The organism is Pseudomonas sp. LSJ-87 (genome assembly GCF_032971465.1).
GTDB classification, from domain to species: domain Bacteria; phylum Pseudomonadota; class Gammaproteobacteria; order Pseudomonadales; family Pseudomonadaceae; genus Aquipseudomonas; species Aquipseudomonas putida_Z.
Genome location: NZ_JAWJYQ010000022.1, coordinates 169,464 through 181,915 on the forward strand (window position 1 = coordinate 169,464; position 12,452 = coordinate 181,915).

At 64.3% G+C, this 12,452-nt stretch carries 11 protein-coding genes; 3 read left to right on the forward strand and 8 right to left on the reverse strand.

What is annotated here, in order from left to right:
• Window positions 1-352: 352 nt before the first annotated feature.
• The 3 genes from RYH74_RS14990 to RYH74_RS15000 all read left to right on the forward strand — a co-directional run bounded on the left by RYH74_RS14990 (window position 353) and on the right by RYH74_RS15000 (window position 3,433).
• A complete protein-coding gene (locus tag RYH74_RS14990; RefSeq protein ID WP_075046220.1) occupies window positions 353-1,609 on the forward strand; it encodes an OprD family porin in 1,257 nt (418 codons plus the stop codon).
• 181 nt (window positions 1,610-1,790) lie between these two features.
• Window positions 1,791-2,714 carry a LysR family transcriptional regulator gene (locus RYH74_RS14995; RefSeq protein ID WP_085692306.1) on the forward strand — a complete coding sequence of 308 codons (924 nt, stop codon included), beginning with the start codon at window positions 1,791-1,793 and terminating at the stop codon, window positions 2,712-2,714.
• 194 nt (window positions 2,715-2,908) lie between these two features.
• Window positions 2,909-3,433 (forward strand): DUF962 domain-containing protein, encoded by a 525-nt coding sequence (locus RYH74_RS15000; protein WP_317409659.1) that lies wholly within the window; start codon window positions 2,909-2,911, stop codon window positions 3,431-3,433.
• A gap of 113 nt (window positions 3,434-3,546) precedes the next feature.
• Here RYH74_RS15000 and pcaC read toward each other — a convergent pair whose 3' ends face one another.
• The 8 genes from pcaC to RYH74_RS15040 form a co-directional block, all read right to left on the reverse strand.
• The gene (gene pcaC / locus RYH74_RS15005) at window positions 3,547-3,942 is read right to left on the reverse strand and encodes a 4-carboxymuconolactone decarboxylase (protein WP_003259581.1); all 396 of its coding nucleotides are present in this window, start codon (window positions 3,940-3,942) and stop codon (window positions 3,547-3,549) included.
• 10 nt (window positions 3,943-3,952) lie between these two features.
• Entirely contained in the window at window positions 3,953-4,744 is a 792-nt protein-coding gene (gene pcaD / locus RYH74_RS15010) for a 3-oxoadipate enol-lactonase (protein ID WP_015271650.1), read from the reverse strand.
• Between the two features lie 11 nt (window positions 4,745-4,755).
• Entirely contained in the window at window positions 4,756-6,108 is a 1,353-nt protein-coding gene (locus RYH74_RS15015) for a 3-carboxy-cis,cis-muconate cycloisomerase (RefSeq protein ID WP_025340490.1), read from the reverse strand.
• Window positions 6,109-6,117: 9 nt separating this feature from the next.
• On the reverse strand, window positions 6,118-7,407 hold the full coding sequence (locus tag RYH74_RS15020; RefSeq protein ID WP_025340491.1) for an MFS family transporter: 1,290 nt from the start codon (window positions 7,405-7,407) through the stop codon (window positions 6,118-6,120).
• Between the two features lie 185 nt (window positions 7,408-7,592).
• Window positions 7,593-8,798 carry a 3-oxoadipyl-CoA thiolase gene (gene pcaF / locus RYH74_RS15025; RefSeq protein WP_170978873.1) on the reverse strand — a complete coding sequence of 402 codons (1,206 nt, stop codon included), beginning with the start codon at window positions 8,796-8,798 and terminating at the stop codon, window positions 7,593-7,595.
• Entirely contained in the window at window positions 8,795-9,574 is a 780-nt protein-coding gene (locus RYH74_RS15030; protein ID WP_015271653.1) for a CoA-transferase subunit beta, read from the reverse strand. The genes pcaF and RYH74_RS15030 overlap by 4 nt, the downstream gene beginning before the upstream one ends.
• The gene (locus tag RYH74_RS15035; RefSeq protein ID WP_015271654.1) at window positions 9,571-10,431 is read right to left on the reverse strand and encodes a CoA transferase subunit A; all 861 of its coding nucleotides are present in this window, start codon (window positions 10,429-10,431) and stop codon (window positions 9,571-9,573) included. The genes RYH74_RS15030 and RYH74_RS15035 overlap by 4 nt, the downstream gene beginning before the upstream one ends.
• Window positions 10,432-10,670: 239 nt before the next feature.
• Window positions 10,671-12,017 carry an MFS transporter gene (locus RYH74_RS15040; protein ID WP_075046224.1) on the reverse strand — a complete coding sequence of 449 codons (1,347 nt, stop codon included), beginning with the start codon at window positions 12,015-12,017 and terminating at the stop codon, window positions 10,671-10,673.
• Window positions 12,018-12,452: the final 435 nt, after the last annotated feature.

A 12,452-nucleotide genomic window follows, 5' to 3' on the forward strand; every position in this document is an offset into this window, starting at 1 on the left:
CTGTCAAAGCATCAAGCCCACCCTCGCGGTGGGCTTTTTGTTTTGTGTTGCCTGTGCTGGCCTCTTCGCGGGCTTGCCCGCTCCCACAGGGCCACCACAGTTTCCAAGGCTGTGGTGATCCTGTGGGAGCGGGCGAGCCCGCGAAGAGGCCAGCACAGGCAAACAATTAACCAACCAGAACATTCCGTTCGATTATCGCCCGCTTCCGTTTGTGGCGAATTGCCTCACCCCAGCCCTACCCCGCACCATCCTCCCACGCAACGTTGCCCCGGTTCATCCCAAAAGACCCGCACCTGCAGGCCGCATCCTGCAGCGTACCGGCTCGCCCATAAAAACAAGAGATCCACGACAGATGAGCACTTTGCAACCCGCACGCCAGCTGCTGCCCGGCCTGTTGGCCATGTCCTGCGCACTCCCCGTGTTCGCCGCCGACCAAGGTGGTTTCCTGGAGGACGCCAAGGCCACCCTCAACCTGCGCAACTTCTACATCAACCGCAACTTCGTCGACCCGGCCCACCCGCAAGCCAAGGCCGAAGAGTGGACGCAGAGCTTCATCCTCGACGCCCGCTCCGGCTTTACCCAAGGCACCGTCGGTTTCGGCGTGGATGTACTGGGCCTGTACTCGGTCAAGCTCGACGGCGGCAAAGGCACCACCAACACCCACCTGCTGCCGGTGCACGACGACGGCCGCCCCGCCGATGACTTCGGCCGCCTGGGCGTGGCACTGAAAGCCAAGCTGTCCGAAACCGAGCTGAAAGTGGGTGAATGGATGCCGGTACTGCCGATCCTGCGCTCGGACGATGGCCGCTCGCTGCCGCAGACCTTCCGCGGCGGCCAGCTGACCTCGAAGGAAATCGCCGGCCTGACCCTGTACGCCGGCCAGTTCCGCGGCAACAGCCCGCGCAACGACGCCAGCATGGAAGACATGTCGCTGAACGGTAAGGCCGCATTCACCTCCGACCGTTTCAACTTTGGCGGCGGCGAGTACACCTTCAACGACAAGCGCACCATGATCGGCCTGTGGGATGCCCAGCTCAAGGACATCTACCGCCAGCAGTACCTCAACCTGGTGCACAGCCAACCCCTGGGCGACTGGACCCTGGGCGCCAACCTGGGCTACTTCATCGGCAAGGAAGACGGCGCCGAACGCGCTGGCGAACTGGACAACCGCACCGCCTCGGCCATGCTCTCGGCGCGCTATCAGGGCCACACCTTCTACGTCGGCCTGCAGAAAGTCAGCGGCGACGACGCCTGGATGCGGGTCAACGGTACCAGCGGCGGCACCCTGGCAAACGACAGCTACAACTCCAGCTTCGACAACGCCAAGGAGCGCTCCTGGCAGGTGCGCCATGACTTCAACTTCGCCACCGTCGGCGTGCCAGGCCTGACCCTGATGAACCGCTACATCAAGGGTGACAACGTCACCGCAGGCGGCGTGGACGATGGCAAGGAATGGGCGCGAGAAACCGAATTGGCCTATGTGGTGCAGTCGGGCAGCTTCAAGGACCTGTCGGTGAAGTGGCGCAACTCCACCATGCGCCGGGACTTCAGCACCAACTCGTTCGATGAGAACCGGTTGATCGTGAGTTACCCGCTGAATCTCCTCTGAATTCTTCAGGTTCACCACAGTTTCAGAATCTGTGGTGAACCTGTGGGAGCGGGTTTACCCGCGAAGAGGCCAGAAGCCACAGCAAATAACCATAAGCTATAAACAAATCAATAAACCTTCTTTGACGACATATGCAGCAACCGCTTGAATAGGCCCCTGATCCCCGCCCCAGAGCCGTGACATGGACCTCCGTCAGCTGCGCTACTTCATCGCCCTCACCGAATACCGCAGCTTCGTCCGTGCCGCCGAGGCCATGGGCATCACCCAACCCGCCTTCAGCCGTGCCATCCAGAGCCTGGAGCACAGCTTCGGCTGCCCACTGGTCGACCGCGCCAGCAAAGCCCTGCCGCCCACCCCCGAAGGCCTGGTGGTGCTGCAACATGCCCGGCGCCTGGTACAAGGTGCCGCGCAGCTGAGCAACGAAGTGCTGCAGATGACCAAGCTCGACGCCGGCGAGCTGCATTTCGGCAGCGGCCCGGCGCTGGCTGTGCGCCTGGTGCCCGACGCCCTGCGCCACTTTCTCGAACGCCACCCGGGCATCCGCACCTCGCTGCTGGTGGACAACGCCGAACGCCTCGGCCAGGCCCTGCGCCGCGAGCAGATCGAGTTTTTCGTCGACGATATCCGCCCGTTCGAAGCTGACCCCAACTTCCACACCGAGCCCCTTTCACCGCGCCCCGGCCTGTTCTTCTGCCGCCCAGGGCACCCATTGCTGGCCAAGGACAGCCTGTCGACCAACGATCTGTTCAGCTACCCGCTGGCCAGCGCCCTGCTCGCCCCCGGCGTGCGCAAGCGCCTGGCCAACCTGAGCGGGCGCAGCGATTTCACCCCGCACCTGCAAACCGAGCACCTGGCCGTGCTGCGCAGCGTGGTGCAGGCCAGCGATGCCATCGGCACCGCCAGCGAGGAAGCCGTGGCCGAAGACCTGGCCAGCGGCCGCCTGGTGCGCCTGCACTGGCGCAACCTGCCACCGGCGCTGGAAGTGCTGAGCGTGCGCTGTGGCGTGGTCAGCCGCAGCGGTTACCGGCTGTCGCCGGCGGCGCGAGCGATGATCGAGACGCTGGTGGGGCTGGATATGCCAGTGCGGGCTGCTGCCATTCGCTGAGCTGATGATGGTGGCAGGGGCGGGCTATCCTGAGCTATATCGGTCGCCTGTACCGGCCCTTTCGCGGGTGAACCCGCTCCCACAGGTACAGCGCAGCTCTCAGGAGTTGTGGTGCCCCCTGTGGGAGCGGGTTTACCCGCGAAGAGGCCAGAACAGGCAATACACCTCGATCAGGCAACCAGGGAGGCACAACAATGAAAACCCTCGTCGACCACCTGAGCCAATACGCCAGCTACCACCGCGACCCACGCAACATCGCCACCCATTTCGTCGGCATCCCGATGATCGTGCTGGCGGTCACCATCCTGCTGTCGCGCCCTGGCTGGGAGGTAGCCGGCATGTGGCTGTCCCCTGCCCTGCCGGCGGCGGCAGCCTCGGTCTGGTTCTACCTGCGCCTGGACCTGCGCTTCGGCCTGGTGATGGGGTTGTTGCTTGGGCTATGCCTGTGGGTCGGCCAGATGCTGGCGATGCAGACGACAGCGCTGTGGCTCGGTGCCGGGCTGGGGGCGTTCGTGGTGGGCTGGATCATCCAGTTCGTCGGCCATTACTACGAAGGCCTCAAGCCGGCGTTTGTCGACGATGTCAGTGGGTTGATCATCGGGCCGTTGTTCGTGGTGGCAGAAGCGGCATTCATGCTCGGCCTGTGCCCGGCCCTGAAGCAAGCCGTGGAAAGCAACGCCGGCCCAGTGGCCATGCGGCAGAAGAATGCGGCCATGTAAACATTCCATGGCCCTATCGCCGGCAAGCCAGCTCCCACAGGGACTGCACTGCCCTCAAGCCTGATGCTATCCCTGTGGGAGCTGGCTTGCCGGCGATAGGGACGGTACAGGCATTACTGCTGTCGCGACTCCACGCCCAGCTCATCCCACACCGACTCAGCCATGTGGAAGGTGGCATTGGCCGCCGGAATGCCGCAATAGATCGCGCTCTGCATCAGCACTTCCTTGATCTCGTCGCGGGTCACGCCGTTATTGGCCGCCGCGCGCAGGTGCAGCTTCAGCTCGTCGTTGCGGTTCATGCCAATCAGCATGGCGATGGTGATCAGGCTACGGGTATGCCGCGGCAAGCCCGGGCGAGTCCAGATGTCACCCCAGGCGTGGCGGGTGATCATCTCCTGGAACTCGCCGTTGAAGTCGTTGAGCTTCTCCAGGCTGCGGTCCACGTGGGCATCGCCAAGCACTGCGCGGCGTACCTGCATGCCGGCGTCGTAACGTTGTTTCTCGTCCATGGCGGTATCCTCAGTGAGCCAGCAGGAAGTCGAGCACGCGGCGGCTGAACGCCTCGCCGATCTCGACGTTGGACAGGTGCGCCGCCGGGAAGTCGACGTACTCGGCACCCGCGATACCGGCCTGCATGAAGCGGCCGTGCTCCGGAGTGGTCACCACGTCCTCGGTACCGGCAACGATCAGCGCCGGCACCTGGATACGGCCCAGTTGCTCGCGGTAATCGGCATCACGCACCGCCGCGCAGTTGCCGGCATAACCTTGCGGGCTGGTTTGCGCCAGCATCTGGCAGATGCGCTGGGCCTGCGCTGGCTGGGCCTGGGCGAAGCCTGGGGTGAACCAGCGGGCGATGGAGGCATCGCGCAGGTCGACCATGGCCTGCTGGCCGCCCTTGAGCACGGTGTCGATACGGGTGTTCCACACCTCGTCGTTGGCAATCTTGGCGGCGGTATTGCACAGGGTCAGGCTGTGCAGGCGCTCGCCGGCATTGATGCCCAGCCACTGGCCGATCAGGCCGCCCATAGACAGGCCGACGAAGTGCGCCTTGGCAATATCCAGGCCATCGAGCAGGGCCAGCACATCACGGCCCAGCTGTTCGATGCTGTAAGGGCCTTCAGTGACCAGCGACCCACCGTGGCCACGGGTGTCGTAGCGCAACACGCGCAAGTGCTGGCTCCACAGTGGAATCTGCGTGTCCCACATGCCCAGGTCGGTACCGAGCGAGTTGGACAGGACCAGCACCGGGGCGTTTTCCGGGCCATCGATCTGGTAATTCAAAACGCCATCGGCCAGTTGCAAATGCGCCACAGCGGTCTCCTTCAGGCAGTGAAACGTTGATGTTCGGACACGGCGCGCGCCACCCAGACGCGGGCCTGGCCCAAGTAATGGGCAGGGTCGAGCAAGCGATCGAGTTCTTCGGCGGACAGCTCGGCGCTGACTTGCGGCTCTTCACCCAGCACGGTGCGCAGGTGGCGCTGTTCGGCCACGGCGCGCTGGCAGCACTGCTCCAGCAGGTGGTGGGCGTGGTCGCGGCCCAGGCGCTGGGCAAGGACGATGCTCACCGCTTCGGCCAGCACCAGGCCCTGGGTCAGGTCGAGGTTACGGCGCATGCGCGCGGCATCCACCTCCATGCCCTCGGCAATCACCTGGGCCTGGCGCAGCGCACCAGATACCAGGCAGCAGATGTCCGGCAGGGTTTCCCATTCGGCATGCCACAGGCCGAGGCTGCGCTCATGCTCCTGGGGCATGGCGGCAAACAGCGTCGAAACCAGCCCCGGCACGCGGGTCGCGGCGCCGATCAGCACCGCGGCGCCCACAGGGTTGCGCTTATGCGGCATGGTCGAAGACCCACCCTTGCCCGGCGCGGAAGGCTCGAACAGTTCCCCCGCCTCGGTCTGCATCAGCAGGCTGACATCACGGCCGAACTTGCCCAGGCTACCGGCGACCAGGCCCAGCACCGAGGCAAATTCCACCAGGCGGTCGCGCTGGGTGTGCCAGGGCTGCTCGGGCAGGGTCAGCTTGAGCTGCTCGGCCAGGGCTTCGGCCACCGGCATCGCCTTGCTGCCCAAAGCCGCCAGGCTGCCCGAGGCGCCGCCAAACTGCAGCACCAGCAAGCGTGGGCGCAGCTCCTGCAGGCGCTGGCGGTGACGGGTCAAGGCGCCCAGCACACCGGCCAGTTTCATGCCCAGGGTCACCGGGGTGGCATGCTGCAGCCAGGTGCGCCCCACCAGCGGCGTGTCGGCGTGCTGCAAGGCCTGGCGCGACAAGGTATCGGCCAGCTTGCCGAGGTCGGCTTCGATCAGGTCGAGGGCAGCGCGCAGCTGCAGGACCAGCCCGGTGTCCATCGCGTCCTGGCTGGTGGCGCCCAGGTGCACATAGCGCTCGGCTTCGGGCACGCCACTGGCAATCACCTTGCCCAACGCCTTCACCAGCGGGATCGCCGAGTTGCCAGCAGTGGCGATGGCATTGGCCAGCGCGCCAACGTCATAGCGCTCGGCGTGGCACGCCGCCTCGATGGCCGCTACCGCGCTATGCGGGACCAGCCCGGCAGCCGCCTCGGCCCGCGCCAGCGCCGCTTCGAAATCGAGCATGCCCTGCAGGCGGCCACGGTCGGAGAAGATCTCGCGCATGGCCGGTGCGGTGAAGTAGGCGTCGAACAGTTGGTTGGTCATGCCACGTCCTTAATCATCGTGGTGCAGGTACGCGGCCTGCTTCGGCAAGCGCAGGCTGAACAGGAAGGCAATCGCCATCATCGCTGTCACGTACCAGTAGAAAGTGTTTTCCATGCCCAAGGTCTTCAGGCCCAGGGCAACGTATTCGGCCGAACCACCGAACGCCGCGTTGGCCACTGCATAGGCCAGGCCCACGCCCAGCGCACGCACCTGCGGCGGGAACATCTCGGCCTTCACCAGGCCGCTGATCGAGGTGTAGAAACTGACGATACACAACGCCAAGGTAATCAGCACGAAGGCCATGAACGGGCTGCTCACGGTTTTCAGCGCCATCAGCAGTGGCACTGTGAACAGCGTACCCAGGGCGCCGAACAGCATCATCGAATTACGCCGGCCGATGCGGTCGGAGAGCATGCCGAAGAACGGCTGCAGCACCATGAACAGGAACAGCGCGCCGGTCATCACGTAGCTGGCGTTTTTCGCAGTCATGCCAGCGGTGTTGACCAGGTACTTCTGCATGTAGGTGGTGAAGGTGTAGAAGATCAGCGAACCGCCCGCGGTATAGCCGAGCACGGTAATGAAAGCCGCCGCGTGGTTGCGGAACAGGCCCTTGATGGTACCGGCGTCCTTGTCCTGGCGGGTTTCGGCGCTGCTGGTCTCATGCAGCGAGCGGCGCAGCATCAGCGAGATCAGCGCGGCAATGGCGCCGACCACGAACGGAATGCGCCAGCCCCAGGCGCGCAGTTCATCTTCAGTGAGCAGCTGCTGCAGAATCACCACCACCAGCACCGCCAGCAACTGGCCGCCGATCAGGGTCACGTACTGGAACGAGGCGAAGAAGCCGCGCTGGCCGCGCAAGGCCACTTCACTCATGTAGGTGGCAGTGGTGCCGTATTCGCCGCCTACCGACAGGCCCTGGATCAGCCGGGCCAGCAACAGCAGCGCCGGGGCCCAGGTGCCGATGCTGGCATAGGTGGGCAGGCAGGCGATCATCAGGGAGCCGAAGCACATCATCAGCACCGAGATCATCAGGGAATTCTTGCGACCATGGCGGTCAGCGAGGCGGCCGAAGATCCAGCCACCGATGGGGCGCATCAGAAAGCCCGCGGCGAACACGCCTGCCGTGTTCAACAACTGCACGGTGGGGTCGTCGGAGGGGAAGAAAGCCGGGGCAAAGTAGATCGCGCAGAAGGCATAGACGTAGAAGTCGAACCATTCCACCAGGTTGCCTGAAGAGGCACCAACGATAGCGAAGATGCGTTTACTGCGTTCTTCGCCGGTGTAATAGGCTGAGGTCATGGTGAGTTTACTCCTGGAGGGTCGCAGGTAATTCTAGACACACCTGGTAACACACTCGTTCCGCTATCTGGCTGGCAATTAGCCTTGAGTCGCATGTGCCGGCCTCTTCGCGGGTAAACCCGCTCCCACAGGGGATGCGTGGTTCCCTGTGGGAGCGGGTTTACCCGCGAAGAGGCCGGTACAGGTCAAACCCGCTCGATGGCCAGCGCCAAACCTTGGCCTACGCCCACACACATGGTCGCCAGGCCTTTACGCCCACCGCTCTTCTCCAGCTGGTGTAGCGCAGTCAGCACCAGGCGTGCACCGCTCATGCCCAGGGGGTGGCCCAGGGCGATGGCACCGCCGTTGGGGTTCACCTGCGGTGCATCGTCAGCCACACCCAGCTCACGCAGCACCGCCAGACCTTGGCTGGCAAAGGCTTCGTTGAGCTCGATCACATCGAAATCATTCACCGCCACACCCAGGCGCTCGGTCAGCTTGCGCACTGCCGGCACCGGGCCAATGCCCATCACCCGCGGTGCAACACCGGCACTGGCCATGCCCAGTACCCGGGCACGTGGGGTCAGGCCGTGTTTTTTCACCGCCTCGGCCGAGGCCAGGATCAACGCCGCGGCACCGTCGTTCACGCCCGAGGCGTTGCCGGCGGTGACGGTCTTGTCCGGGCCGTTGACCGGCTTGAGCTTGGTCAGGGCTTCCAGTGTGGTTTCCGGGCGCAGGTGCTCGTCATGCTCGACGATGGTCTCGCCCTTCTTGTGCGCGATACGCACCGGCACGATTTCTTCGGCGAAGAAACCGGCGGCCTGGGCGGCAGCCGCCTTCTGCTGGCTGCGCAGGGCGAAGGCGTCCTGGTCAGCACGCGAAACCTGGTAATCGTCGGCCACGTTGTCGGCGGTTTCCGGCATGGAATCCACACCGTACTGGCTCTTCATCAGTGGGTTGATGAAACGCCAGCCGATGGTCGTGTCTTCGAGCTTCATGTTGCGCGAATAGCCGCTTTCGGCCTTGCCCATGACGAACGGGGCACGCGACATCGACTCGACGCCGCCGGCAATCGCCAGCTCCATTTCGCCGCTGGCAATGGCGCGGAAGGCAGTGCCGATGGCATCCATGCCCGACGCGCACAGTCGGTTCAGGGTAACGCCCGGGATGCTCTGCGGCAGGCCGGCCAGCAGCAGCGCCATGCGCGCCACGTTGCGGTTGTCTTCACCGGCCTGGTTGGCGCAGCCGAAGAACACTTCGTCAACCTGATCCCACTGCACGCTCGGGTTGCGCTCGATCAGCGCCTTCAGCGGCACGGCGGCCAGGTCGTCGGCCCGCACGCCGGCCAGGGCGCCGCCGAAGCGGCCGATCGGGGTACGGATGGCGTCACAGATGAATACGTCGCGCATCAGGCTTCTCCTGCCACCTGGCCATGGGCCGCGGCGGTACGGGCTTCGAGGTCACGCAGGGCGGACAGCTCGACTTCGGTAGGTTCGGCAGTGGTCTGCACATCGTCGGCAAAGCGGATCGCCCAGCCAGTGGCGGCGATGATCTGCTCGCGGGTCACACCCGGGTGGATCGCGGTGACGACGAATTCGTGGGTGCCGGCTTCCGGCTCCATGATGCACAGGTCGGTGATGATGCCGACCGGGCCGTCGCCTGGCAGGCCAAGGCGTTTGCGCGAGTCGCCGCCTTCACCGTGGCCAACCGAGGTGATGAAGTCCAGCTTGTCGACGAAGGCACGCGGCGACTGCTTGAGGATGATCAGCACCTGCTTGGCGGAACCGGCGATTTCCGGTGCGCCACCGGCACCCGGCAGGCGGGTTTTCGGGGCGTGGTAGTCACCGACCACAGTGGTGTTGATGTTGCCGAAGCGGTCGACCTGAGCGGCGCCGAGGAAGCCGACGTCGATGCGCCCACCTTGCAGCCAGTAGCGGAAGATCTCGCCGGTCGGCACCACGGTGTCAGCGGTTTCGGCCAGCTCGCCGTCGCCGATCGACAGCGGCAGCACGCTGGGCTTGGCGCCGATCGGGCCGGATTCGTAGATCAGCACCACATCTGGCGACGAGGTCAGGCGCGCCAGGTTGGCAGCCTTGGATGGCAGGCCGATGCCGACGAAGCACACAGCACCGTTGCGCAGGCGACGGGCTGCGGCGACGGTCATCATTTCGGAAGTGGAGTAGCTCATTGTGCGGCCTCCGCAGTGCTGGCCAGCTTGGCCTTGAATTCGTTGAAATCGGCAGTGCCACGGATGTAGGTGTCGATCCAGGCGGTGAACGATTCGCGGCTACGCGCGATCGGGTCCCAGGCCTGGTAGAAGCGGTTGTCACGCTCGTAGTAGCCGTGGGCATAGGACGGGTGCGCACCACCAGGTACCAGGCATACCGCGCTCAGCGCCCAGGTCGGCAGCACACAGGCGTTCATCGGGGCCTGCAGGTCGTCGACGATTTCCTCGACGGTGACGATGCAGCGCTTGGCGGCCAGGGCGGCTTCCTTCTGCACACCGAGGATGCCCCACAGCAGCACGTTGCCTTTACGGTCGGCCTTTTGCGCGTGGATCACGGTCACGTCCGGGCGCACCGACGGCACGGCTGCCAGCACTTCACCGGTGAACGGGCAGGTGACGCTCTTGATCAGTGGGTTGACCTTCGGCAGGTCGGAGCCGGCGTAGGCACGCAGCACGGCGAACGGCAGGCCAGAAGCACCGGCGACATAGGCGTTGGCCAGGTCGGCGTGGCTGTGTTCTTCGATTTCGATGGCGTGTGGCCACTGCTTCTCGACGGCATCACGCAGGCGGTGCAGCGAACCGACACCCGGGTTACCACCCCAGGAGAAGATCAGCTTGCTGGCGCAACCGGCGCCGATCAGCTGGTCGTAGATCAGGTCCGGAGTCATGCGCACCAGAGTCAGGTCGCGCTTGCCCTGACGGATGATCTCGTGGCCGGCGGCAGTCGGGATCAGGTGGGTGAAACCTTCGAGGGCGACGGTATCGCCATCCTGGATGAACTGCTTCACGGCTTCGTGAAGCGGGAGAATTGCAGCCATTTGGAGACTCCTGGTCAGGGTGCTTCGGTGAGCTCAGATTAAGGAGACTGGTGGGTGGCTTACAATCCGATAATCGACTATTTGTGCGATTATCGAACCGATTATTGCATCCCTACCTATCTCCCCTCACTGCCTGTAATGGCCTCATCGCCGGCAAGCCAGCTCCCACAGGTACCGCACCGGCTCGGGGCCTGATGCACTCCTGTGGGAGCTGGCTTGCCGGCGATGAGGCCACTGCGTCAGGTTGCGTCAGCGTGGCTCACCAGCCCTTTCACGATCACACCCACGGTCGCCAGCCCCGCCGGCACCAGCAACGCCGTCAGCACCTGTTCGAAGTTCCAGCCCAGCCCCAGCAGCGTCGCGCCACTCCAGGCCCCGAGAATCGCCCCGAAGCGGCCGATACCCAGCATCCACGATACCCCTGTGGCACGGCCCTGTGTCGGATAGAAGCGCGCCGCCAGCGAAGGCATCGCCGACTGGGCGCCGTTCACGCACATGCCGGCAATGAGCACCAGCGTGGCCAATACGGTGATGTTGCCCAGGCTCTGCCCCACGGCGTAGGCGAACACCCCGGCCAGCAGGTAGAAAATGCCGATCACCTTGTGCGGATTGAAGCGGTCCATTGCCCAGCCCACGCCGACGGCACTCAGCACGCCACCGAACTGGAACAGTGCGCCGATGAAGGCAGCCTGCTCCATGCTCGCGCCGCTGTCGCGCATCAAGGTTGGCAGCCAGCTGGTCAGCAGATAAACGATCACCAGGCCCATGAAGTAGGTCAGCCACAACAGCATGGTGCCCATGCCGTAGGTACCGGAGAAGATCAGCGCGAACACGTTGCGCGCTGCCACCGCCTTCTGCTCCGGCACGCTGAAGCTGCCCGCCTCGGCCACCACCTGCGGCGCGATGGGCGACAAGGTCTGGCGCACCTTGTCGGTGCCCCGATTGCGCACCACCAGGAACCGTGCCGACTCCGGCAGCCATACCATCAGCACCAGCGCCAACAGCAACGGCAGCACGCCACCGATCACCAGCAGGCTGTGCCAGCCGTAAGCCGGGATCATCTTCGCGGAAATGAAACCACCACCGGCCATGCCCAGGTTGAAGCCGCAGAACATGCTGGTCACCAGCAGCGACTTGAGGCGCTCGGGGGTGTATTCAGACAACAGCGTGGTGGCGTTGGGCATGCCTGCGCCAAGGCCCAGGCCGGTCAGGAAGCGCAACACCAGCAACTGGTCGACGTTGGTGGCATAGGCCGAGGCCAGGCTGAAGCCGCCAAATACCAGCACCGCCCCCACCAGCACGCCCTTGCGGCCAAACCGGTCCGCCAGCGGGCCGGAGCCGAGGGCACCGAAAACCATGCCGATCAATGCAGCACTCATGACTGGGCCGAGGCTGGCGCGGTCAATCCCCCACTCCTGCGACAGGGCCGGGGCGATGAAACCCATGGCGGCGGTGTCCAGGCCATCGAGGAAGACGATCAGGAAGCACAGCAACACCACCCGCCATTGGTAGCGAGACAGCGGCTGCTGATTGATGAACGACTGGACGTCGAGGCTTTTGCCGACGTTGATTTGCGCTTGGTTCATTATTGTTATCCAGAATGAGGGGCACAGCCAGGCCACTGCACGCGATAAACCGGTACAGAGGACGGTAGTTTGAGGGAATGCGGCCGGCGTCAGCCTGGATATAAAGGTACTGCGCGCGGGTGCGGCCGCGGCAGCGAGGGGACAGTATTCATGTAAGTGCCTCTTATTATGTTTTTCTTGTTCGGTCGGCACAGCCGACCGTTGCGAGAGACATTAATCAGCGGGCGGTGGTGGCGCAATTGATCGCGAACGACACTGTGCGTTTATCGCACAGGAAACGGTTTTGCCTGTTCTAAATTTGAAAGGGGGCGCTGTGCGCCCCAATCGCGACACAAGGCCGCTCCCACAGGTATCGCACAATATTTGATATATGCGAGGCCCTTGTGGGAGCAACTGTCTTGCTCAATTTCTAAAATCTAGCGCGATCCCTGTGGG